The sequence below is a fragment of the Pseudoalteromonas sp. J2K-J031 genome, assembly GCF_058197095.2.
On record NZ_CM200279.1, the window covers coordinates 2,826,630 to 2,851,108 of the forward strand.

At 39.0% G+C, this 24,479-nt stretch carries 24 protein-coding genes; 17 read left to right on the forward strand and 7 right to left on the reverse strand.

The window, feature by feature from the left end:
- Window positions 1-26 precede the first annotated feature (26 nt).
- The 15 genes from AC3KZC_RS12815 to AC3KZC_RS12885 all read left to right on the forward strand — a co-directional run bounded on the left by AC3KZC_RS12815 (window position 27) and on the right by AC3KZC_RS12885 (window position 16,678).
- Window positions 27-821: a hypothetical protein gene (locus tag AC3KZC_RS12815; protein WP_490578389.1), complete on the forward strand. Its 795-nt coding sequence runs from the start codon at window positions 27-29 to the stop codon at window positions 819-821.
- A 65-nt stretch (window positions 822-886) separates the two neighbouring features.
- Window positions 887-3,754 carry a DNA polymerase gene (locus tag AC3KZC_RS12820; protein ID WP_490578388.1) on the forward strand — a complete coding sequence of 956 codons (2,868 nt, stop codon included), beginning with the start codon at window positions 887-889 and terminating at the stop codon, window positions 3,752-3,754.
- A 58-nt stretch (window positions 3,755-3,812) separates the two neighbouring features.
- Entirely contained in the window at window positions 3,813-4,040 is a 228-nt protein-coding gene (locus tag AC3KZC_RS12825) for a hypothetical protein (protein WP_490578387.1), read from the forward strand.
- A gap of 34 nt (window positions 4,041-4,074) precedes the next feature.
- Window positions 4,075-5,127, forward strand: a complete 1,053-nt coding sequence (locus AC3KZC_RS12830; RefSeq protein WP_490578386.1) for a hypothetical protein — start codon at window positions 4,075-4,077, stop codon at window positions 5,125-5,127.
- A 14-nt stretch (window positions 5,128-5,141) separates the two neighbouring features.
- A complete protein-coding gene (gene rdgC / locus AC3KZC_RS12835; protein WP_490578385.1) occupies window positions 5,142-6,104 on the forward strand; it encodes a recombination-associated protein RdgC in 963 nt (320 codons plus the stop codon).
- A gap of 11 nt (window positions 6,105-6,115) precedes the next feature.
- Window positions 6,116-6,391: an HU family DNA-binding protein gene (locus AC3KZC_RS12840; RefSeq protein ID WP_490578384.1), complete on the forward strand. Its 276-nt coding sequence runs from the start codon at window positions 6,116-6,118 to the stop codon at window positions 6,389-6,391.
- 242 nt (window positions 6,392-6,633) lie between these two features.
- Complete coding sequence (locus AC3KZC_RS12845) at window positions 6,634-7,227, forward strand: nucleoside triphosphate pyrophosphohydrolase family protein (protein ID WP_490578383.1); 594 nt, start codon at window positions 6,634-6,636, stop codon at window positions 7,225-7,227.
- 41 nt (window positions 7,228-7,268) lie between these two features.
- Window positions 7,269-10,748 (forward strand): plasmid replication protein, CyRepA1 family, encoded by a 3,480-nt coding sequence (locus AC3KZC_RS12850; RefSeq protein WP_490578382.1) that lies wholly within the window; start codon window positions 7,269-7,271, stop codon window positions 10,746-10,748.
- A 98-nt stretch (window positions 10,749-10,846) separates the two neighbouring features.
- A complete protein-coding gene (locus AC3KZC_RS12855; RefSeq protein ID WP_490578381.1) occupies window positions 10,847-11,344 on the forward strand; it encodes a ProQ/FINO family protein in 498 nt (165 codons plus the stop codon).
- Window positions 11,310-11,723, forward strand: coding sequence for a Holliday junction resolvase RecU (locus AC3KZC_RS12860; RefSeq protein ID WP_490578380.1), 414 nt, complete (start codon window positions 11,310-11,312; stop codon window positions 11,721-11,723). The genes AC3KZC_RS12855 and AC3KZC_RS12860 overlap by 35 nt, the downstream gene beginning before the upstream one ends.
- A gap of 99 nt (window positions 11,724-11,822) precedes the next feature.
- On the forward strand, window positions 11,823-12,902 hold the full coding sequence (locus tag AC3KZC_RS12865) for a metallophosphoesterase (RefSeq protein WP_490578379.1): 1,080 nt from the start codon (window positions 11,823-11,825) through the stop codon (window positions 12,900-12,902).
- The gene (locus AC3KZC_RS12870) at window positions 12,899-14,941 is read left to right on the forward strand and encodes an AAA family ATPase (protein ID WP_490578378.1); all 2,043 of its coding nucleotides are present in this window, start codon (window positions 12,899-12,901) and stop codon (window positions 14,939-14,941) included. The genes AC3KZC_RS12865 and AC3KZC_RS12870 overlap by 4 nt, the downstream gene beginning before the upstream one ends.
- A gap of 124 nt (window positions 14,942-15,065) precedes the next feature.
- Entirely contained in the window at window positions 15,066-15,398 is a 333-nt protein-coding gene (locus AC3KZC_RS12875) for a DUF4224 domain-containing protein (protein WP_490578377.1), read from the forward strand.
- A 16-nt stretch (window positions 15,399-15,414) separates the two neighbouring features.
- Window positions 15,415-15,636 carry a hypothetical protein gene (locus AC3KZC_RS12880; RefSeq protein ID WP_490578376.1) on the forward strand — a complete coding sequence of 74 codons (222 nt, stop codon included), beginning with the start codon at window positions 15,415-15,417 and terminating at the stop codon, window positions 15,634-15,636.
- Window positions 15,637-16,102: 466 nt separating this feature from the next.
- On the forward strand, window positions 16,103-16,678 hold the full coding sequence (locus AC3KZC_RS12885) for a hypothetical protein (RefSeq protein ID WP_490578375.1): 576 nt from the start codon (window positions 16,103-16,105) through the stop codon (window positions 16,676-16,678).
- Here the strand turns inward: AC3KZC_RS12885 and AC3KZC_RS12890 are convergent, their stop codons facing one another.
- The 5 genes from AC3KZC_RS12890 to rpoE all read right to left on the reverse strand — a co-directional run bounded on the left by AC3KZC_RS12890 (window position 16,679) and on the right by rpoE (window position 20,902).
- On the reverse strand, window positions 16,679-17,941 hold the full coding sequence (locus AC3KZC_RS12890) for a tyrosine-type recombinase/integrase (RefSeq protein WP_490578374.1): 1,263 nt from the start codon (window positions 17,939-17,941) through the stop codon (window positions 16,679-16,681). It abuts the gene before it with no gap.
- A gap of 339 nt (window positions 17,942-18,280) precedes the next feature.
- Complete coding sequence (locus AC3KZC_RS12895) at window positions 18,281-18,730, reverse strand: SoxR reducing system RseC family protein (protein ID WP_490578373.1); 450 nt, start codon at window positions 18,728-18,730, stop codon at window positions 18,281-18,283.
- Complete coding sequence (locus AC3KZC_RS12900) at window positions 18,727-19,674, reverse strand: MucB/RseB family sigma factor regulatory protein (RefSeq protein ID WP_490578372.1); 948 nt, start codon at window positions 19,672-19,674, stop codon at window positions 18,727-18,729. Before AC3KZC_RS12900 ends, AC3KZC_RS12895 begins: the two co-directional genes overlap by 4 nt.
- Window positions 19,675-19,684: 10 nt before the next feature.
- Complete coding sequence (locus tag AC3KZC_RS12905; protein ID WP_490578371.1) at window positions 19,685-20,308, reverse strand: sigma-E factor negative regulatory protein; 624 nt, start codon at window positions 20,306-20,308, stop codon at window positions 19,685-19,687.
- 12 nt (window positions 20,309-20,320) lie between these two features.
- Entirely contained in the window at window positions 20,321-20,902 is a 582-nt protein-coding gene (gene rpoE, locus AC3KZC_RS12910; protein WP_490578370.1) for an RNA polymerase sigma factor RpoE, read from the reverse strand.
- Between the two features lie 241 nt (window positions 20,903-21,143).
- Between rpoE and nadB the strand changes: the two genes are divergently transcribed.
- Complete coding sequence (gene nadB / locus AC3KZC_RS12915; protein ID WP_490578369.1) at window positions 21,144-22,757, forward strand: L-aspartate oxidase; 1,614 nt, start codon at window positions 21,144-21,146, stop codon at window positions 22,755-22,757.
- On the opposite strand, the gene AC3KZC_RS12920 is transcribed toward nadB, so the two are convergent.
- Together AC3KZC_RS12920 and AC3KZC_RS12925 are read right to left on the reverse strand one after the other, a co-directional pair.
- Window positions 22,754-23,152: a hypothetical protein gene (locus AC3KZC_RS12920; RefSeq protein ID WP_490578368.1), complete on the reverse strand. Its 399-nt coding sequence runs from the start codon at window positions 23,150-23,152 to the stop codon at window positions 22,754-22,756. The two genes, nadB and AC3KZC_RS12920, sit on opposite strands and share 4 nt — an antisense overlap.
- Window positions 23,145-23,396 (reverse strand): FAD assembly factor SdhE, encoded by a 252-nt coding sequence (locus tag AC3KZC_RS12925; protein WP_490578367.1) that lies wholly within the window; start codon window positions 23,394-23,396, stop codon window positions 23,145-23,147. The genes AC3KZC_RS12920 and AC3KZC_RS12925 overlap by 8 nt, the downstream gene beginning before the upstream one ends.
- Before the next feature lie 154 nt (window positions 23,397-23,550).
- Here AC3KZC_RS12925 and ygfZ point away from each other — a divergent pair, with 154 nt between their 5' ends.
- Window positions 23,551-24,468 (forward strand): tRNA-modifying protein YgfZ, encoded by a 918-nt coding sequence (gene ygfZ, locus AC3KZC_RS12930; protein ID WP_490578366.1) that lies wholly within the window; start codon window positions 23,551-23,553, stop codon window positions 24,466-24,468.
- The last annotated feature ends 11 nt before the right edge of the window (window positions 24,469-24,479 follow it).

Here is a 24,479-nt window from a genome sequence, read left to right on the forward strand (position 1 = left end):
TAAACTAAAATTAGGATTGACGAATCATGATAAAACTCATAGATGGGAATAATCGTTTCCGTTCGCGTTGGGAAAAACTTGGCCCGAACGCACTTCAAATTCTTTACAACGAATCTATTTCTACTATCCAAGGCACAACGATTATCTGGGTTTGGGATGGCCACAACGGAACTGAAACCCGAAAAAAACACTTTCCAGAATACAAAGGTCTAAGACAACCTTCTTCAGATCAGTTTCATCAAACTATGACGTTGTTTAAAGAACTCTTGACACACTCTAACTGCTTACAAGTTTCAGTTGATGGTGTCGAGGCGGATGATGTTATTGCTAAGATTTCTCTGGGATCAACACAAAAAATATTTATCGACTCTAACGATGCCGACTTTTTGGCGTTGGAAAGTGAACGTATCTCAGTTAATCGTGAGCCTATAGCGGGAGTTACAGCCGAGTTCGTACATTTATTCAAAACCCTTGTTGGCGACAAGGCTGATGGAATAAAGGGCTTGCCGGGTTTTGGCGAAGGAACATGGCAAAAGCTTGAAACTTCTGAGAAGAAACTACTTATTTCTCATTTTCTTGAGTCTCGTCGTTTAAACGGTTCGGATTGCTCAGAGTTATTAGGTTGGAGTAAAAGCCTCGCCTCAAAATGGGATGCCAATATTGATTTGCTGGATACCTATTGGCTCGTAACAAGCTTTTTTGATGTACCAGACGAACTCATATCTCGAAACCTAAGCTGCGGTAAGCTCGATATGGGAGCAGCACAACTTAAGTTAGCACCGCTTTTCCTGAACATGGATTATGAGCGTAATGTCGCTTAAGTATTAATAAGTGATTACCCAAGGCTTTATAGCGAAATATAAAGCCTTGTTGTTAAGGTGGTAGTATGCTCCAACAAATCAACCCAAATACGGGCATAACTGAGATTCTAGTTGATGCCCGAAACTATCAAGTCATGATCCCATTTATCATGGATACCCTTGATATTATGAACTCAACGTTAGTTGGGTTCGACATCGAGACCGAGGATAGCCGTAGGCATGATGGCTTGAACAAATTTATGGTCATCAATCCAAAAGCCGACAAGTATAAGAAACCTAAAAAATTAGTGTTTGATATTAATCGGACGACCATTACAGGTTTCTCACTTTATCTGGAAGGTGACGCTTATGATTATTACTTCAACATGGCACATGCGGATATAGAAAACCGTCTAAGCTACGATGTAATTAAGCCTTTACTGGATAAAATCAATTTAACTAAAACTTGGGTTATACATAATGCAGCTTTTGAATTTGTAATGTGTAAAAAGTCTTGGGATTTTGATTTCAGTGAAAATGTTATCTGTTCAATGCAGTTTTGTGTTACGGCCTACAACAATGACGAATATGATATTCAGAAATTTAAGAACTCGGATCTTCTTGGTATCACGAAACTAATACCTGAAATAAGTCGTGTTTTTGCGGGTTATGACGGTAAAGGCCAACTATCGACACAACAAAATGAGTTGATAAAAAAAGTATTACCCAAGCAATCAGAGCCAGAACATAGTTACAACGGATTTGTAAAAGCCTTAAGTTATGGTTACGGCTTAAAAAAGGCTGTTAAGTCTTGGTTCGGTTACGAGCAAATGGCCTTTGTTGATTGTCTTCAAGGCAAGGTTCACATGGGTAAGCTCACGGGTGAAGAGGTCTTGCACTATGGTGCGGATGACGCCTATTGGTGTGTAAAACTTTATCTTAGAGTATTACAGTTTGTAAATCAGACTAATCCTCAAGCGTTGAGAGTTTTTTTCGAACAAGAAAATCCTATGCCCAGAATTTGGGCCGAATGTCAGATGCGTGGCTTAAGATTAAACTATGATCAGATTGAATTTAGAAAACAAGAAGCGCGTAGTAACTTTGCCCAAGTAATACGCGAGTTTATCTCAGCGTTACGAGACTTTGAATTTTCAGAAGAACCTTCTGCCCGATTAGTTGACAAACAACATAAATGGTATGTCGGTAGTTCGGATGCCGAGCCAAAATACAGCATCTATCGGGAACGTTTTAAGGCCTTGATGGCCACTAATGTCGATGAACTCAGTGATTTTGAAGTCTCTCAATTGGTTTCGGGTTCCGTACCAGAAAATTGGGCTAAAGATACTAAGACTAAAAAAAATCCTGATGCCGGTAACATCACGCACTACATGATGGCCCGAGTTCTATATCATGACTTGTTAGACCTACCACTAATTTATGTTAAAGGCCAAGTCCAATCTGGTGAAGACGCCCGAGGTTCGCTGAGGGATAAAATCTTGTTGTTTTCAAGTGACCCACAGGCATGGATAAAGGAGTTTACTCGATACAAGATGCACTCGGATTTAACCGACCAACAGCGACTAGAATTAGCGGAAGAAAAGGTAAGATCTTATCCAAAGGACTCTGCTTTAAAGATTATGTCAACATTAAGCAAAATGGCAGGGATAGAGCAAACCATGAAGCTCTATCTTAACCCGTACTTAATGTTAGTAGATCCAGAAACACATCGAGTACACCCGACAATCAGCTCATTACTAAATACTCGTCGCATGGGAGGTGAAAACCCCAATCCAATGCAATTGAGCAAAAGGGGGGAGACAACGTTTGTCCGAGGTTTCTTTTTACCCGAACGTGATGACCATTTAATTGTCTCTGTGGATTGGTCACAGGTTGAATTGGTCTTAATCGGTGAAGAAAGTAAAGACCCCGCCTTTTTCAGTTGTTACGGCTCAATACCCTACAATGACTTACATTTGGGTGCAGCCGCTTCAGCTCTAAGAGTGTATTACCCAGATCTTTCAAATGAACAAGTTAAAGACGTTGGTAAGTTGACTGAACCCGAGGTTATTACTTTTAAAACTCAATACCCGAAAGTATTTATCAACCCAATTAAAAACGAAGAAATGCCCGTAGAGGACGTTTTAAAATTTTGGCGGGGTAATGCCGGAAAGGTCTCAAACTTTGGCTACTGGTATTCAGGATCATTAATGACCGTCCAACCTAAATTAAATTGGACGGATAAAGAAATGTGGACTGCTACGGATAATTACCGTCAACAGTTCCCTATTGCCGAGAGTTGGCGAGTTAGAACCCAAGACGATGGCAAGATGTATGGTTTTGTTTATATCTTTGACGGCTTGCGTAGAACCCGTTACGAGTCAACCAACGATTGGTACAATACCATGGTGGCGAAGTTCTCTGCTTATAATTGCCCTGCAGTAACAGCCTTTGGCCAACGAGTATGCCGAACAATACAAAGACGCTCAGGCAACCAGTTGGTAAATGCTAAAATTCAAGGTGGTTGTGCAACTCTAGCTAAGCGAAGTATAAAGCGGTTAAGGGATGAAATAGTTGCCGAGACCTCAATTTGGGATGCGTGTTTTTTACTACCAATACACGATGAATTAGTGTTCAGTGTCCGTTGGGATCAGGCTATTGCCTTTTCTGAACGTATAAAAGAAGTGATGTGTAATCATCCGGATCTAGTAAAATGGTTGAAATTAGATGGTACGATTTCAGTTGGTAAGACGCTAGAACCCTACCATCCTAAAAAGGCTAGGTTCGGCCAGATTGAGTTAGACGAGGCTCCTATTCTTGAGGGCTATTTACCAAAAGGAACACATAAGCAAAAATTATCCTACGTTGAGCGTTGTAATGTAGTAAATTACCTCATGAATTTACCACCTATAAGGCCCAATAATGACGACAAAGGGGACGAACCGAGGATTTTATAGTGCGTTCAATCAACTAAGATATGGACATAACGTGCCAGCCAGTAAAGGTTTGCATGTTATGTTTGAGGGCCGACAGGCAACGATTCATGCGGCACATGGCGAGCATTATGTTGAAATAATACTAGAAGATCGCATAGATAAAGCTAAAATACGTGTGCATGTTAAAACCTTAACGTTTGATCAAGAGCATAAACCAAGTCCAGAGCCACTTACAAAAAAGGCTTTAAACCGTAAGAATAAAAAAATTAAGACTCAACCCGATGCCTATGAAATAGGTTGGTGGTAGTAGATTTAAACTAAAATTAGATAGGATTGACGAAATGAACAACACCAATGTTGTGCTATTAAACCAAGATTTAGCCGCCAGTGAAGAACAAACACAACTACCCCGCGTTATAAATACAGATGAAATATTAAATCTTATTTCAGAACGTTTCAAAGACATAGATAGCCTTGAACTCGAAAACTTAAATTTAATAGAGCGAAACCTACGCCTTATCATTGAAAGAAACACGTCTGAAAAAAACCTGAGAGCCGCCACGGAACTTAGCGTAAACACCGTTGAAATGTTAACCGAAGAAAAACTTCGCTCTGAAACCTTAGCCCTAGAAATATTAGGTTTAACAAGTGCCGTTGAAAACTATGCTAATCAAATAACTCAACAACGTGATGGTAATCTAGGCCTACTTGGTGAGTTAACGGTATTAAAGAAACAGCTAACAACTCTTCGCGGCCTTGGTGACATCAAGAAGACCGTGGAACTTAACAAAAATCTTCGTTTAAAGAATTCAACACTTACCTCTGAATTAAATAAAGAAAAGACTCAGAATCGTAAAGTCCGTAATGACCTAAATAGACTGATACATCAGTTCAATGAATCGGGTAAGACTTTAGTTTGCTTTGCCTCACAGACAGGTGAAACCGTTGAGCTTCACTCAAAAGTACTAACCATTAAAACACCAAAAGGTATTGGCGAGTTCTTAACGTTTAAATACTGGAACCCAAAAGGTATTGGCCGCTTAGTAACGTGGAATGGTGAACAGCTAATGTTCGCAGATGGTGGCGCAGAGGTAATCAATTCAATCATTGCACCAAGCAAAGAAATAACAAATTTCTTAACCGGTTGGTATACAAGCTATGTCTATGTTAACGGTAATAAGCAACAGCTAAAAGATCCAGATGCAGTACTACAAGATAGACCCGTTCAGACCACAAAAGAACGTGTTTTAGCCTGTTTAAAAGTTGAAGGTATCAAAGCAAAAGACTTAGCGGTTAGTCTGAGCATCGATTTAAAAGAAACGAGTACCATTTTAAAACAACTGAAAAAAGAAGGTTTGGTTGATAACAAAGCCAGCCTTTGGACTAAAAAATAGATAGGATTGACGTTATGAAAAGTATTAATGTTGCAAACACAAAACTGCCCTCTGCCACGGAAATGATGGTTGAAATTATAGCTGCCAAGGGTTTAGCCTTTGTTCCTTGTAAAGAAGCCTCGTTAAGTTCATTTGGCTTTGCTATAGCAACACCGGTAACAGATTTTGGTAATGGTTCTGGTTATAAATTAGCGTTTACGTTAGAGAAAAAATCTATTTCACCAAAAGCGCTTGCTACGTATCACAAACGGTTATTGGCCGAAGCCAAAGATAAAGGCGAAGACCTTAATCATATTAGAAAACTAGAACTAAAAGAGTTGGCTCTATCTGAACTCTGCAAAAAGGCACCAACAGAATTAGATACTATCTACGCTTATTATAGTGAGGCTAAAGAACTTTTAATTATTGATAGTTCATCAGAAGAGATTTTTTCTCGATGCCTTAGCTTACTGGTTAAGTTACTTGAAAGCCTTGAAACTAAAACCCTTCATGTTAGTGGTGTTTCTAAGAGTTTAACTAAAAACATAAAAGAAAATCTTGAACAAGATAAAGGTCTTGGTTTTGCTGGTTTTTCTTTCGGTGACAAACTGAACCTAGAATCCGAAGACAAATCTAAAGCTTCATTTAATGGTGACTACCCACCCGACTTAGTTCTGAGCCTAATTAATGATGGTTATACCGTTAAAAAGGTTTCACTTAGCAAAGGAGGTTTGACCTTTGATCTTAATGAAGACTTTAGAATACAAAATATTAAAACCTCCAAATTCTTAGATGATTCATTTTTATCCCAATCTGAGTCTTTGCTTACAACTGAAGAACAGAAAAAAGACCCTCAAGTCCTAAATGAAGAAAGACGTTGCCGTTATCAGGAAATAAAAGAAGCAACAGAGCTCCATTTAATTTCAAGCTTTTGTACCGAACTACTTGAATTTTTCAAACCTAAAATGGAAGAACCTTCCATTCAAAACAACCAATAAGGATTAAGAACATGAATAAAGCATTATTAATTGAACAAATCGCTAAAGACGCAGAGATTTCTAAAGCAGCGGCAGAGCGAGCATTAAACGCTTTCCAAGATGCCCTCACAGTAACGCTAAAAAGTGGTGGCTCACTTATGCTTGTTGGCTTTGGTTCTTTTTCAGTGAAACAACGCGCAGAAAGAACAGGCCGCAACCCACAAACAGGCGAATCTATTAAAATACCCGCCTCTAAAGCGGTTGTATTTAAAGCTGGAAGTAACCTAAAAGACACCATTAATAATTAAACATCTGTTGTTAAAGGCGGGTAACGATACCTGCCTTTAAGGAAGAAACATGCACGATTTTCTAATGGTAGCCGTGGTCTTTGTAATAGTGATCGCAGTTATTTTTGAGGTTTATTTTAAGATCCAGAATACTAAAGCTGAATGGTCTAGTATTGAGCGTAGTCTTGGAAATAACCCCAATAAAGACTAAGATTGAACCGAAATTAACAATAAGGCATTGCCTTTACATAGGATTGACGATAATGACTGCACCCAGAACACTTAATACAGAACTACACCTCAAGTTTTACAATGACGTAGTGTTGTTCCGCAATACCTTTGATTTATCTGTAAATGAACCCGAAAATTATACCCCTGAACATGAAAGTCTTCATGAAAGTCTTAAGCTTGAAGAATTAGTTGAAATTGCTACTGCGGATTCTCTTGTAAAGAGCATGGACGGTGTTATCGACACAATTTATGTTACCTACGGAAAGCTTGTTCAGTTAGGTTTTCGCTCCATAATTTCCGCAAGAAAAAGCGTTCCCGAACAACTCTATCTTGTTGAATTACTGTTAGCAATGGCAACCCGACTAACGACTAAAGAAAAGTTTCTCGCTTGTTGGGATAATATTCAAGCCTCAAATCTCAGTAAGGTTTGCACCGATGAAAAACAAGTTAAAAAGACTGAGGCCAAATATCGTAAATTGGGTGTACCAACATACACAACCACCAATAACTACGGCACGATATTTAAAGTCGGTGAAGATATTACAATCGGTGAAATCTTTTATCCAAAAGACAAAGTATTAAAAAGCGCCTCTTATATTCCCGCAGACCTAACACAGATACTTTAAAAGTATCTGTTTAAAAATTTAATAGGATTGACGGAGGCTATATGACTACAAGCCCAAAAATATCGCTTAGCGTTTTAACTAAGCCAAGCGGTATTCTGACAAAGAAAATAAGTTATATCGCTGGTAAAGTTCAGAGTGATTCCAGCGAATGTAAAATGAGTTCGGGTCTTTCCGAGCGTGTAACAATAAACTTTTCTGAATTACCTTTATTACTTAAGTTACTTTCCCCAAGTCAATGTATTGCAACGGGATGGGTCGATACTCAAAGCGATAAAGTAGAGATTATTACCAGAGAAAAGTTTGAGTCCAAGAACTACCAATTTCCAGCGCAACAAATGCCTCATGGTGTTTATGCTACTAGAACACTATCAAGCTTTTGCCAAAGAGGCCAAAGCCTAATTATGTTTGATTACGACGACGATGCTAGTTGTCCTTTCAAAATTGATAATCCTGAACAATTTATAGCGCTGTTGGCACAAGCAATACCTAATTTTGACAAAACATCTTATATCCGAACCTACTCAAGTTCCTCGGCTATTTTTGATGCCAATACACACCAATGTTTAAAACCCGCAGCGGGTTTTCATATCTACATGGTTGTGCCTGATGGCCAAGACGTTAATCGTTTTGGTGAAGTTCTCGAAAAGAGACTATGGTTGGCGGGGTTAGGTTATATAAAAGTATCGCAAAAGAGTGCGTCACTTCTAAAACGGACGATTGTTGATACGGCGGTATTTAGCCCAGAGAGATTGGTTTTTGAAGCTGGGGCGGTAATTTCTGATCCAACTATCTATCAGAACTTACCAGCACCAGAATACATCGAAAAAGAGTGCCCAGTTTTAGATACCAAGCAACTATTGGATTTGAGTGACATTGAAGAAAAGACATATCAAACGACGGTACTTGAAGCAAAGATCTCGGATAATGTTCTGGAAATAAAAAAGGGCATTAAAGAAGTATTAGCTGAAGAAGCCATTCACAAAGCTAGAACGGTTGGACATATAATCTCTCGCGGTCAAGCAATGAGAATGATTGACAACCTAGAAAAGAACATCCTTCCACCATTTCACATCATCTATTTCGAGGATGGTAGTCAAGCTTCAGTAATGGATATTTTCATAAATCCAGCGCTGTATGATGGTAAGGGGTGTCTTGATCCGCTTCGTGAAGACAAAGGTTTTGGTCGTACCAAGGTTTTTGCCAATTTAGATCAAGCGATTCCAAAACCACAAATATTTTCCTTTGTGGAAGGTAATCGAACCTTCGATTTAAACTCGTCAATGAGGCTTCTAAACGTCAAAACAGTTGAAGAAGAGTTCTCGGCTCTACGCGATTTAGTTAATAGCTACGAAAGCCAGAACAGTGAATACTTCAAGGCAACACAATTAAAACCGGGCATAAACCTGATTAAGGGTGAAAAAGGAACAGGAAAGACTTTCACCGTTGCAGATACAATCCGAGAAACAGACTTGTCCGTTCTGGGTATCACGCCTCGTATAGGCCTGACTCAAACTATGGCTAAAGACTTTTCTCTAGCGTGTTACAACGAAGATGCCATGATGGAGAGTCACGTACTACGCTCTCAGAAACGACTAGGTATCTGTTACGATTCACTACATAAAATTGCTGGCCAGTATTATGACGTGATTGTCGTGGATGAAATAATTCAGGTTATGCGCCACGTTAAATCAACATCAGTAAAAAACAAATTTGTTTGCCTTAATGTTTTACGCGCTCTTATCCTTAACGCACGATACGTTGTGTTAATGGATGCCGACATTAGTGCTGACTATTTGGGTTTATTACAAGATCCTCAGTTAGGTTGTTGTAAACAAAACATTGATATACATCTAGTTATCAATCATTACAAACCAGCAGCGGAGCAAAAACGAGTTATCTATAACTACACAGATGACGATAATAAACCCGATGAAACGGCTTGGACTTTAGATTTACTTGAGCATGTTAAGCATCATGGCACCTTTGTGGCCACTAATAGCCGTGAGGGCGCTTATAATATCGCTAATGAAGTGCTTGAATCGTGGGGTATGGAAACGGTACTAGAAAAAGGCCACTTCATGACGGAGTACGAAGGGCGTCGAGTGATCACCATTACATCGGATAATTCGGGATTAACCGAAGTCTCGGATTTTGTCACCAACATTAATACTACCTTAAGAGAAAGTGATGTATTTATAGCGTCACCATCGCTTGGTACGGGTATATCAATTAATAAAAGAGATAATTTATCTGTGTTTAAGCGTGTTTATTCTCGCTTTACTAAACGAGCGGGTAATACTTCGGCTGACTGTTCACAGCATATTGCTCGGATACGGGGATGTACTGAGTTTCATTGTTTAATCTTAGATACCAAAGAATGGTATGAGACCGACCCCAATACCATTATTGATCTTGAAGTCTATGGCCGAGTTAAAGCCGTTGATCACTTTGTTAAACAAAAGGACTTGAATTTTGACCCCTATCAAAATCGGTATGTGTTTGCGGATAACAATTGGGGCCAATGGTTCGGAAGAATGACCTCATTTGAAAATATGGACAGGAATGAGTTCACGGCTAACTTTATTGACCGGTTACAGCAAGAGGGTTATACCGTCCACCCAAAAATGGTGTCACTTTCATCTTGTGTTAGAAACGAAAAAGCTGAGGCCTCAAAGTTAATAAAGGAAAATCAAAAGCTGTTAGAACTTAAACTGGTACTGGAATGTCCTTTAGTTTCAGAAACAGAACGTGAAGATCTTGAGAAAAAAGCTCAACATACCGTTGCTGAAAAGCGTTTATTACTGAAGATAAGAACCGCAGATACCTTTGGAGAATACAATCAAGATGGTCTAGCTGAATTACTTAGCTTATCTAAAAAAGGTTTGAATTCACGAAGAATGGGGCTGTATTTTGGTATGAACCCTGAAACGTTACTCATAACCGATTTGGCTAATAGATTAGATAGCGAAAAGATGCACATCGAGAAATCCATCCATTTTCCACGGTGGATCCTCATGACTAATATCGCATCCTCTTTGGGTGTAAGTTTTGATGAAGACGGTCTTCCAGTTTCGAATATGGCCCCTATAAACGATGGTGTAAAATATCAAATTTACACAACTTTGTTAGATAGAAGTGCCGATGTTAAAACGGTTCTGGGTATGAATGTCAAGTACCACTCAGATATGCTATCAATTGCTACGGTTGTAGGAAACGTTATCTCTTCCATTGGATTTAAGACCATAAGGAAAAATTTTGACGGCCCACATGGTAGAGTAAAAATACCAATGTTATGTCCTGATCATCTAAATGTCTTGAGACAGGATATCGACCGAGCCAGAAAAAACAGTCCTTCTCTTCTATACCATAAATTAGAAGATATACCCGCACCGCTGACTAATTATGTTGCCCAGAGTAATGCTGGTATGCCTGAGAAAGCAGCTAAAGAACACCGATACATATCGCAATTGAATGATTATGAAGCGCGATTAGTTGAGGGTTTTAGGCTCAGATTCCAGTAAAGCCAGTAAAGCCAGTTTAACTAGGTTTGGGCATTTGTTGGCCTAAGCCTAGTTTTTAGGTATAGTCTCGGTATATAAATTTGTAGGTAGAATTGGCAATGAAAAAGACCCTAACCCTTGGGGCAGTAAGAAAGACTACTCAGCCAAGTGTAGAAAAGCAAACCGATATTCCAAAGAAACCTAAGCCTAGTGATCGTGACATTAAAGCCTACCAATGCCTAGGTAAAGTCATGATTACACTCTGGCGATTAGGTTTTAAAATTAAGTGGCGTTCACCCCTATCTAAAAAGATATATTCCGAGATACGAGAAGTTATTAGCACCGAACTGCTTTCATCTAAGGACTTAAATACGGCAATTAGACACCATGTAAAGTCACCTTCATATCTGTTAATGCTTCGGGCGGGTGCCATTCGATATAACATTAATGGTAAACGTGATAGCCGAGTGAGTGAGAAGGAGTCAAAACATGCTCTTGGTGAGCTTTATGAGCACCACGCTGGCTTTATGCGGGATAGAAGAAAGCGCAAAAATAAACCCATAGTTTCGCAGAGAAAACCTCATGTTAAAAAATCAACACCTACAAGGCAAAGCTAGTGAAGATGACTATGTAAAATGGATTGAGAGTAATGGTGGCCACGTTTATCGTTTTGAAGACCTTTTTGACGCTTCGAAAAAAGGCAAGGCCGCAAACAGAAGACCAAGTGACTTTCTCATTACTCAAAATGGGCTAACCCATTATCATGAAGTTAAAAGTACGAGTAAAAGCAGCTTTTCTTTTGCTGGAATACAACCCGAGCAATGGCGAACCGCTCATAAAGTTACTAAGGTTAACGGTATCTATTATTTCGTTATTCACTTTTTAACTGAGAATAGATGGTTTAGATTTCCAGCAAATATACTTCTTGTTTCTGAAAAGAAATCGATTAACATAAAAGAGCTGACAGAGCATGAGATATTTCTTATCTCTGAGTAGCGTTCCTATCTAGTAATTTGGTTAAGGCTTTCGAGCCTTAATTATTTTTGGAACGCTTTTAAATAAAACTAAAATTTAGATTGACGATAGGAACCTAACATGAAGACATTCATGATGCCCGAAGATTGCCGTGCAATCACTTTTCCAAGCTCCCCTCTTGGCCCAAATTCAATGTTAAACCAATACCTAGACCACTGTTACCTTCTAGGTGATCCACATTTAGGTAAACAATTCACCACAGGTGTACCCGTTAATAAACGTGGAGTGCGCGAAGAAAACATAGCCGAGTATTTTCAACACAACGTTATAGGTCTAAAACCTGGACGTAAGTTTCATGTTTGCATGGGTGACTTGTTTGATAAGTTTACCGTGGCGAATAAATGGGTAGATTTTGCATACCAAACTTATCGTGAGGCCTCGCTTAAACATCCAGACGTTACTTTCATTGTTCTGCAAGGTAATCATGATGGGTCGCGGGATGTTAACCGGATAAGTTCATTCCAAATATTTGCCGAACTATGTAAACCGTTGAAAAATGTTCGTGTATTGACACATCATCCAGAATTTATTTCTTATGATGGTCTCAACTTTCTTTTTGTACCTTGGGTGCCATTCCAAACAACCTCCGAGTTGTTAGAGCTTGAGTTCCCATTATTAAATAAAGTTAGGTACTCCCCCTTTGCCGCTTTTGGCCATTGGGATATACAAAGCCATGGGGTAGACATCAATGAAAACATCATCCCCTTCAATCATTTTGACCGAGAATGTTGTCATGGTGTTGTAACAGGACATTATCACAAGCCCGAAAGAACGGTTAAAAGCAAAATTGAGGTTTTTGTTACTGGTTCAATGCTGCCCTACGCTCACGGTGAAGAAAGTGATAACGAACCTAATCCAACCTATGTTTCACATAGTAAGACTGAAGTTCAAGCCAATTTAGAAACGAATCCAGATTACTACAGTAACAAGGTACTACGTGTTTTATTAGAGGACGGTGAAGAGCCCGTTTACATCGACGAGTGTCTAGCTATAACGCATAAAAAGGCCTCTCAGTTAACTAACGAAGAAGATATCGATGTAGAAGTAGATGGGTTTGATTTGAAGTTATTGTTTAATAGTGTCATGCAAGCCGAGAACGTTTCCGATGAATTAACTAAAGAATTGTGGGCCAAACTATGATTAACAATTTGAAATTTGCCATAGAATTCTCTAATGGCCAAAAAAGAAGTAGTGAGGCAACCTTCAGCATGGGTTCAACCATGATAACGGGTAAGAATGGGCGAGGTAAATCTTTGAATTTAGAGCTATATGCCTTTTCCTTATTTGGAGCCCAAGCACTTAGGGGTAAAGCTGAGGATTACAAACGTATTCTGGTTGAAGTAAAGACTACGATTAAAGGCAAGCTCTACATTATTAAACGAACCAAAAGTAATGCCGAAATATTTGATGCCGATAACAATCCATTGGCAATTGGCACCAAGCCCGTAAATGAGTTTATTGTTACCTTGCTCGGTTATGGTTACGATGTATTCCGTATTGCTCATTGGTGCGCCCAAGGTGACATTCAAGCTCTGGCCAACATGAAGCCTACGGAAAGAAAGCAAATGGTGGACGATGTAGCTGGTCTTACTCAGATGGACAGCCTCATTACGTTTATTGGCCATGAGATAAAGATTTTTAAAGCCTCTATTGATTCGGCTGAAAGTGTTCTTGTTAAACCTATTAAACCTCAAGCGCCTGAAACGGAACCGCTAAAGAAAATAAAGTCCTCATTAGAGGCTCTATTAGAAGAACGTCAACACTATCTAAATGAAAAATACCAGATAGATAATTTACCCGTTTTACACGAACCAATTTCACCGACTAAACCAAACCTCCTCTCTAAACCAGAAGAGCCTAAAAAGGTTAAAACTGAACTAAAAGAGTTGTTAACGGTTGAGATACCCAGTGAATTAGTTGGTTTAGATCATAGGCAAGTGGTTGTGGATTTAAAATCAAAGCTCATGGAATTGAAACCAAGCTTTGTTCGTTATGAGTATATTAACCATCAGCTAAAACAATTTAAACTTGACCCTAATGACATCAAATATCGGGATTTAACACTTGAGTCATTGGAATATCAACACCAGTATTATCAGCAAGCCTTAAATAAGAAGCAGCTATTAGACCAAGGCTCGGTAACGTGTCCAAGCTGCAATACTAGGCATCCAATTGCACAAGAAGCCTTAGAAAGGTTCGCAGAAATAGACGTGGGGGTCTTAGCATCACCACCGTTACCGCTAATAGAATTCAAGGCATATCAGGAGTATAAAAATCTCTTGGCCGAATTAGAAAGTTTAAATCCGTTAGTTTCAACGTATAAAACAGTTGAAATGCTCTTGAATAAATTTGAGCCCGTAAGCCTAAAACTGATTGCTAATGAAGAGACCGAAAGATATAACGCCTCTTTAATGAAACGGGATCAGGATTATAACAACTCAATATATCAGGCTTGGTTAAAGAGTGTGGCAGACATTGAGAACCAGAACCAGAATATTGAAGACCAATACCTTCTTTATTGTAACCAATATCAGTTGGCCCTATCTCAATATCGTCAGAGCCTAGATCTTCAAAGCAAGCAATATGATAGTTGGAATAAATATGGTCAAGACTTTCTAGCAGACTGCAACGTTGCCATTCTGGCCAAAGAAAACGACTTAAAATTATGGTCAACCTATGACACTTTAATGGCCATGTATAAAAGCCAAATGGAAACATACATCGTCCAAAAGGAATTAATACTTAAAGAAAAAGAAAAGCTTGATGATCGTAAACGTGCCGCTAAAGCCTTGGTTGAGATAAAGTCAAAAGTAAAAAGCTATATCGTGCCAAGTTTAAATAAGGTGGCCAGTTACTTACTCAATGAAATGACGGGAGGTGAACATTGTATTGTTGAGGTTGACCAAAACTTTGAAGTACTGGTTGATAACCAACCATTAAGGACACTTTCTGGTTCTGGTAAGGACATCACTAACTTAGCGATACGCATTGCTTTGGGTCGAATTCTAACTCACCGAGTACTACCAGTAATGTTGCTGGATGAAATTGATAGTGCAATGGATGACGACCGCTCGGCTTACACATGGAATTGTATTCAGAAAATAACTCCCAACATTGGTCAGGTATTACAAGTTAGTCATAAATCCTTACCATCACAACATATAATTGTTGTGAGTTAGGTACGAAAATCCTTGTCATTTTGTTTAAAAACAATTACCTTCCGTAGTTAACAAGTCTTAACTTGTCCAGAGGTGTCTACAAGATACCTCTTTTTAACTGAAATTATAGGATTGACGAGGTTTTATGACCCACTCACAAAGAAGCCCGATCAGGCTAGATTTAATTCCAAACGATCTACTTACACCCGAAGAACTCGCCTTATTCACAGGTTACGATGTTCCTAGATACCAAGCTGAAATTTTAAAAAAGAACATGATCCATTACTTTACGGTACGTGGTGGTGTTATTAAAACTACTTGGTATCACATAAATAATCCTACAAATTTAAGAGTGCCACACCTTGCGCCATCCTCTATGGGTATTGGTTGGCAGAAAAGTTTTCATCCTCGAACTGACTATATTCCGACACCGGAAAATAGCGACTTGTCCGAAGAACTGAAAAACTTTGAATCTTAAAATTGGGATTGACGATATGACTACAAACACACCATCACATATTGCCTATTGGACAGCAGAGCAAATTTGCGAGCGTTTAGGTGGTATAACAAAACGAACTCTCAACCGCTACATTCAAAATCTAGGTTTTCCCCAACCGATAAATAACCGACTACAAAAAAAACTCTTTCTCATTACGGCTGTGGTCGAATGGGAGCAAAATCTTAATGAAACTGAAACCACGTTAAGCCGAGACTAAAAATGAATCACACTAAAAAACCCAACACCCCTTTAACACCCTTTAAAAAAAGTAAAGTGGCTTTAGCCGTTGAATTAGCGCTTAATTTTTGGCCTGTATTTAGCCGATAAATTTAAAAATAGGGGGAGACCCCTTTTTAGGATAAACAGTGAAACCAAAAAATCCACATCAAAAACCAATAACACAACTTCCACCATGCCGAAGCCGTTCACCTCTAGGAGTTTTAACGGCCATTGAGCTTGGTTACAAACCGCAACAAAAAAAGGATCTCAGCTATGAACTTAAATATTAGTCTTTTTCTTGTCGTCTTGTTTCTGTTTGTTCTTAACATAGGCTTCGGTCTTTGCATAAAATCAAAGTCTAAAGTTTCAGAGTACACCAAGCCCATATTTATTTGGGCTTGTATCTCGGTCGGTATCAGCGCTCTAGTAATGTGCCTGTTTACTCTCTTTCTTGAGTACTTAATTTGAATAATGACGCGCTGATTAATCAAACTAGCGGGAATTTTGATTATTACACCCCTGAAGATATTATTGCTCTAGTGAGTGAGGTCTTGGGTGAAATAGACCTAGACCCTGCGAGTTGTGATATTGCAAATAAAACAGTTAAGGCCACAACCTACTTCACCAAAGAACAAGACGGGTTGACTCAGCCTTGGTTCGGGCGTGTTTTTATGAATCACCCTTTTCATAAGGGCGAAAAAAAATGCTCTCCAAATTGTACCAAGAAAACGTGTCCGAAAAGAGGATATTGCATCACCGAAGATATACCCTCCAATTTTGACTGGATCTCAAAGCTAGAATCTGAGTACAACTCGGGGAATGTTAGTGAAGCTATTTGCATCACTTTTAGTAGTATGTCCGAGGCATGGATGAACCCGCTACTTAATCAAATACAATGCTTTGTTAAAGGCCGAGTTCATTATCGTAAACCAAATGGTGAAGTCTTGAACTCGGCTACAAAGGGATCTCTTCTTACTTACTTTGGCCCGAACAAAGAAAAATTCAAAACCGTCTTTTCTAAAATAGGTGTGGTGAAGTAATCACCACACCTTCTCTTCAGTTATAACCGCCTCGGGTATTTCCGAATTCATAAGGGTCTTAAGCTTATTAGCCCACAAGTTATAAGCTTGAGCTTGTTCGGTTAAATAATCGTAATGGTCATAAACTTGCCATTCGCCTGGCAGCTTATGGCCCAACATTACTTCGGCAACGTGTGGCGCTATCCGTTCACCATTTATTTCTTGTGAGAAATTAGTTCGGGCTGTTCTTCTTAGGTCATGAACCGTCCACGGCTCCATTTTAAACCCATAGAACTTTTCAATGTGGTGGATCAAATTTCTAGGTATAGATAAGTGCATGTTGGGTTTTAGAACTGTATTGTTAAATCTATGCGAAAAGAAATACTCGTCCGAATTACTCAATTCCTCAGCACGTTTAAACAAATCTCTAGTCCAACTAATAATAGGCCTGAGAAGCGGTTTAAGGGTTTTCCCCCCCATTTTATGACTCTCAACCGGTACACTCCAAATCCCTGTCTTGTAATCCACATCACAATATCTTGCTAGTCTTAGCTCACCAATACGACAACCATAAATAAAGCACAGTGTTAACATTACACGATTCTTTTCAGCCATCTGCCCATAATGCAGGGCTTTAAAGAAGTAGATAATCTCTTCGTCAGATAACGTGCGCTGGCCTGAACTCTTTGTAATCCTTAAATCCCGTTTAGCACTAACATTCGCTATCGGGTTAACCTTCAATAATCCACGCTGTAGAGCCCAACCATATACCTGTTTTGAGTTACAAAGTAATCTATCTACTATTGCCGGTCTGAATGGTCTGTGGCTTTCAAATAAGTCATACCATGCCTGTGTTGTTATATCTCGGGCTTGATACTTACCCATCGTTGGCAACACATGCAAAACCATTGAATTATTAATTACTTCAGGCCTAGTTTTATACACCATACAAAACTTTTCATACCACATTAGATAAAGTCTTTTAAATGTTAAATCCTCCGAACTAAAGTTTTCTTCTAGGGCAATTATTGGATCAACACCCGCTTCTATTTTTTTATTCAAATAATCAATTTTTACTCTAGCTTCTTTCAAGCCTAAATTAGGATAGTTACCCAAGTCTAAACGTTTTTGTTTTGAACCTTTAGGAAAGCGGTATCGAAATTGGAAAGTCATCTTCCCTTTTGCTGAGATACGAACACCCAAACCATCACGGTCGGATTTAACGACCACTTTTTCTTGGGTTTTATTCAAATTAGCGCGAAGCCATGTATCAGTAAGTGCCATAGTCAATCCAAGTACAAATTATAGTTAAAAAAGACAAATAAAAACGTTCTGTACTTAAGGGTGTACTCAAAAGTAGTGACTCTATTTGTCGGTTAATGTCTCATTGTGGACGATTATGTCTTAAAAAAAAAGCTTAGAAAAGGCTTGGTTTGTGATGTGGCGTTGCGTGAGAGGTTTTGTTTTTCAGTTTATGTCTTGGAGTGTCTTGGAGTGTCAACACATACCGTTGTCTATATGGGCAATTACTGAAAAGTTACGGATATGCTTCATAAACTGGATTCAAGACTTCTAATTAAGTGAACGATTAATGGAAAAAGAGAATTTTACAATTAATTGGACTTAATCACCATCTATTTGCGCTGGAGTTGCACTAATTGGATAAATTTTTATCACTTCAATATGATGTTTGACTGCTTTTAAGTAAAACTTTGCACAAAGGTAACCAACAAACCCAGCTAAAAATGCCACTATAATTTGCCAACCTTCAGACAAAATAAGCACTTCAGCTGAAAAAATAGCTGCAGCAATAGCGAATAAAAGCGGTAATAAATACGTTAAGAATGAACTTTTAACCACATGGCTATCATCAAATCCAAACAGCACTTGCTGACCTGGCACTAATTCTTGGTCAAAGTTAAAATCAAATAATGCTTCTTTGTTGCCAAATAACTTAGCAAATATTTGCGAACCACATTTACCATTACAGCCTTCACATGCTTTTTTTGCTTGAGGCTTAAGGGTTGCATGAGTGCCATTTACAGACACGACAGTTAGAGTTTGCTCTATCATAAACTAGGGCGCTGTACAGACTCTGCGATATTTTTAGCCGCTGCAGTGGGAATATTTCCAACCACAGAGACATCAAATCCTTCAGCATTATGGACAAATACAGTTGTCGCACCAGACGTTAGCGCTGTACTGCGACGCATTGATGAAAGAGGCCTTTGAATAAATACCGACACTTCAACTAACCCATCACTAAATAAGAAATAATCGGCAAGTTCATTATTTAAATTTAAATTATGGCGGTCCGATTTAATTAAATTAAACCCTTGAGGTAACCAACCAATCTGCCATTTACCAAGTTCAGTCGATACTTCCTGCAGCGGCAAAGGTGTAGGAAATTGTTTCTTACTCATCTCAACCAAGTCTGCAGCGGGTTGCTCTGAGAAAACCAAGTTAGTTAATTGTAATTGCTCAACTATTTCGCCTTGTTGATTTACATAAGCCGCTTTTAAAACTAACGAAGATTGTGAGTCAAGCCAAATCCAATAATTAAACTTATTATTATCTTTAGATTCAATGCGTATCAGCTGTGCAGGTCGGTCAACTATGCGACCCTTACCACCGAGCACAAAATTATAACTAGTTTCTAATGCGCTGATATCATGAAACAAAGCATCAGGTATAGGGCCTGAGATTGAACGAGAGTTGATTGAGTATGGTGGAGTTTGGGGTTCAAAATAAGTGACTTGATCATTAATTCGGATTATTTCAAGCCCTGCACCATTAAGTAAACTGAGGTGCTCTAATTCTGTTTGTTGATATTGTGCATGACGCCAACGATATGGCTCCATAGCATTGCCTTTAACGACAACAAACGACGCATCAAAATTACTTGAGTGAACGGTCAGTGCCATTTTCTCTAGGAGATCTTTGGCACTTTCCTCTTCTGTCGCAGCAAGATTAGCTGAAAATACAACGAGCGAAAATAATACAGCAATGGCTCTCATCTAATTAGTTTTAATCCTTGGCTTTTGGCTTGTTTTGATTATCAACAGTTTGCGCCTGACTTGCAATACGCGTTTGTCTTTGATGTTCAAGCACTAAAGCACCAATGCGCTGTTGTTGTAGCTCACGTAAACCTTGCTTTGCGTTTGCAAGGGCGGGCTCTGTAGAATAACTCACCGGAGATGCAACGCCACCAACAGGTGTAGTTTGAAATATAGGTACTTGGTCAACCATCCGGCTATTTTGGCTGCTAGGGATCGTTTGTACCCCCATAATAGCCACCAATGCAACACTCGCAGCAATAGCAATCTGACCTAATGGTTTTTTCCAGTTTATAGACACAACATTATTTTCGTTTTTCTTAGTAAGCGTTTTGTCATCAACCGCATTACTCGTATCTTTATGGCTACCACTAAAATCACCATAAACAGGCTCATTTTCAAGTGCTAATGCAACTCTATCGGCGATATCAATATAAATATTAGCGTGTGGCTCAGTTTTGACTACATCACCAATTAACGCATAGCGCTCAAAAGTTTTGTGATCTTCGGCAGTTAAAATATGATCTGCCAGATTTTCCTCGCCATCGAGTAACGCTGACAAATGCTCATTTTGCGTTAAGGGTGCTTTGGTCATACTAAAATTCACCTATGCATTATTTATTAACGGGTTTAATTTTAAATCGACTGCTTCGCGCGCTCTGAAAATTCTTGAGCGAACAGTACCAACCGGACAATCCATAATAACGGCTATATCTTCATAGCTCATTCCTTCTAACTCTCGCAAGGTAATTGCGGTTTTTAAGTCTTCTGGCAGATTATTGATTGCATCGTAAATTACATTTTTTACTTCATCACTCATCAGCAAGTTTTCAGGCGATGCGTTAGAATGCATCGCTGATGCGCCTTCATAATATTCAGCCTCTTCAGCGTCAACATCATTTACAGGCGGCTTGCGTCCTTGAGCAACAAGATAGTTTTTTGCGCAGTTAACCGCAATTCGGTAAAGCCATGTGTAAAAAGCACTTTCACCTCGAAAGCCAGGGATTGCACGGTATGCTTTAATAAATGCCTCTTGTGCAACATCAGCTACATCGCTTTGGTTTGATACATATCGAGAGATCAAACTGGCCACTTTGTTTTGATATTTTCTGACCAACAAATTAAACGCGCTTTTATCTCCCTGCTGCACTTTTATTACTAGCGCTAAATCTAAATCCTGCTCGTTCATTCGAGCCGGTACTCCTATTTGTTTGCTTGTTACTCTTTAATTTGTGCTTGTTTAACGTTAGGTAAGACCCATTAAAAAATAAAAAGTTCTGTTATTACGTTTTTTTTTTTAAAATACTTGTCGAAGCTAGATGAACCTTGGCTGAAAACGAGCGCCAATGGTAAATTCTCTAGCAATTTCTTGAACAAGTATTTATTGTGAAGCTCGTTGAAATTGCATTGTAACCCTAAGTATCACTTACATGAACCAAAAAAAACACCACAATACTGACGTTGCCATTATTGGTAGCGGTGCCGCTGGCTTAACGCTCGCCCTGACTTTGGCCAATCATTGCAATGTCATCGTGATAAGCAAAGGCCCACTCAAAGAAGGGTCAACCTTGTATGCTCAAGGTGGCATTGCTGCTGTATTTGATAAGGATGACAGCATCGAATCCCATGTAGAAGATACTTTAGACGCTGGAGCTGGTTTGTGCGACCGGGCAGCTGTGCATTATACAGCGAGCAATGCGAAACAATGTATGCAGTGGCTCATTGATCAGGGTGTTCCATTTGACATGGAGCGTGATAAATATGGAACTGAACGCTATCATTTAACCCGCGAAGGTGGACATAGCCATAGACGAATTCTACATGCTGCAGATGCAACAGGTAAGGCAGTTCAAACAACGTTAATTGACCGCGTAAAAGAGCATAAAAACATAACCTTACTTGAGCGTTATAATGCTATCGATTTAATCACAGCCAATAAATTAGGCTTAGCTGGTAAGCATTGTCATGGTATTTATGTATGGAATCGTGAATTAGAACAAGTTGAAGTGATAAGTGCTAAATTTGTCGCTTTAGCCACCGGCGGAGCAAGTAAGGTCTATTTATACACCTCAAACCCAGATGTAGCATCAGGAGATGGTATTGCAATGGCTTGGCGTGCAGGCTGTAGTGTCGCCAATATGGAATTTAACCAATTCCACCCAACCAGTTTGTATCACCCTGAATTACAAAACTTTCTAATTACTGAGGCCATGCGTGGCGAAGGGGCTTATTTACTGCGCCCTGATGGTAGCCGCTTTATGCCTGATTTTGATGAAAGAGCCGAGCTTGCACCGCGCGATATTGTGGCTCGCGCAATCGATTATGAAATGAAGCGCTTAGGCGCTAATTGTGTGTATCTTGATATTTCACACAAAGAAGATGACTTTATTATCGAACACTTCCCTACTATTTATGCTAAATGCTTAAGTGTGGGCTTAGATATCACAAAAGAACCTATTCCTGTAGTACCCGCTGCGCATTATACCTGCGGTGGCGTGATGACTGACTTTAATGGAAAAACAGATTTAGATAACCTCTATGCTATTGGTGAAGTAGCTTATACAGGATTGCATGGTGCAAATCGCATGGCGAGTAATTCATTACTCGAATGTATTGTATTTGCACAAGCTGCTGCAAAAGACATTATTGCTAAGTTAGCGATTACAAATGAGCAAATAGCGATTCCTGAGTGGGATGAAAGCCGAGTAACCAACTCTGATGAAGAAGTGGTAATCACACATAATTGGCATGAACTAAGGCTATTTATGTGGGATTATGTTGGCATTGTGCGCACGACTAAACGCTTAGAGCGCGCATTACGACGCATCGAATTATTACAACAAGAAATTCAAGAGTATTATGCTAATTTCAGGGTAACTAACAATTTATTAGAATTACGTAATTTAGCGCAAGTGGCCGAACTTATTATTCGCTGCGCTTTAGAGCGAAAAGAAAGTCGCGGTTTACATTACACCCTAGATTATCCAAACCTAGCAGAGCAATCAGGCCCAACAATTTTGATACCTAATATCAAAAAACTTTAATACTCTACGCTGATATGTCGACGCATTCGAGCATAATCGACTGCATTCACACTGCGACGATAAACAATTAGCCAGCGTTTATGCTGGCTTTTTAAATAGAAAAAAACTGCAGTGTCAGTAGCAAAACTCACGTGCAGCATCTGAAAATGAACCGATTTCATATCAACGACTAACTCTATATCACCATTATCAAGGAGGAATAATACGCCTTGCTGTGGGGTGCTTTTAATTAATTGATGCCAACTAAAATAAAATGCCAAGCAGGTTAAAAAAAGTAAAAACATGGCGTGAGGTACAGAGGATGCGATTAACAACAATAAACAACCAAGCGCAATAAAAAAGCCCACTATAAAAGTAGGCGATTGATTATTATCATTAAAAGAAACTCTATACACGGACTCGGTTTAAAATCAGTTTAACCATATAATTTAGTTGCGGATTTTTTGCTGTTTCATGACCCATAAACCAAGCAAATAACTCAGGATCTTCTTGAGTTAATAAATGTTGAAAAATAACTTTATCTTCTGATGTTAAAGCATCATACCCATCCTCAACAAAAGGCATTAGCAATACATCTAGCTCTAACATTCCTCTGCGACATGCCCAACGTAATCGCGCTTTATTATTTAACTCTGTCATTTGCTACCTCGTTGTGTTGTGCGCCGATTCTATCAAAAACATAATAAATTTATAATACTAAAACACTATCTTAATGATTTAATCAATCAAGTATTAATTATCTAGTTGAGATACGTTATTATTAACACCCTAATTTTTCATGGTTTACTAAATTATGTCTCAAATTTTTGCATGCTCACTTAGCGATCAGCTTATTGAATTTGCTGGTGCAGATAAAAAATCGTATTTACACGGTCAAATTACTCAGGATATTAATCTACTCAACCATGAAACAATGTTATGGGCAGGCCACTGTAGTGGTAAAGGTAAGCTTTGGGCAGTACATAAATTATTTGCCCATAACGAAAGTTACTTCTCAATTACTTCTGCCGACTCTTTGACACAAAGTTTAGCGGAGCTAAAAAAGTACGCCGTATTTGCTAAAGTGACTATTACACACAATACCGATTTCAAATTAATTGGTTTATTTGGTGACAACTTACACATTGCCTTAGCAGCGCTAGACATTAACTTTCAAAACAACAACAGCGCAGCATTTCAATTTGGCCATGCATTAAAACTTTCTGATAAGCGCATCATTTTAATTGTAAAAGACACGCCTGATTCTTTTTTAACCGACATCGCTACTTGGCTTGATAACGATTTTACTTGGCAGAGTTTGGCTATTTTAAATGGCGAACCAAGCTTAAATACAACAGCAGTAGGTGAATACGTACCACAAATGGTAAACCTTCAAGCCATTGGCGGCATTAGCTTTACAAAAGGATGTTATACCGGCCAAGAAACGGTTGCCAGAATGAAATACCTAGGTAAAAACAAACGCGCTATGTACATAATTCAAGCCAACGGCGACAAGCCTGTTAACAGCGATGAAGTGGAGCAACAAATGGGCGAAAACTGGCGCCGCGCTGGACATATCATTACTAGCTCATTTGATCCAGTTGATAAAAAAGCAGTCGCTCTAGTGGTCCTACCCAATGATATTTCGCTTGAAACGCCATTACGAACAAAACACGAACAGCCAATGCTGTTAACAATTCAACCTCTACCTTATTCATTAAGCGACAATTAAATCGGGAACCT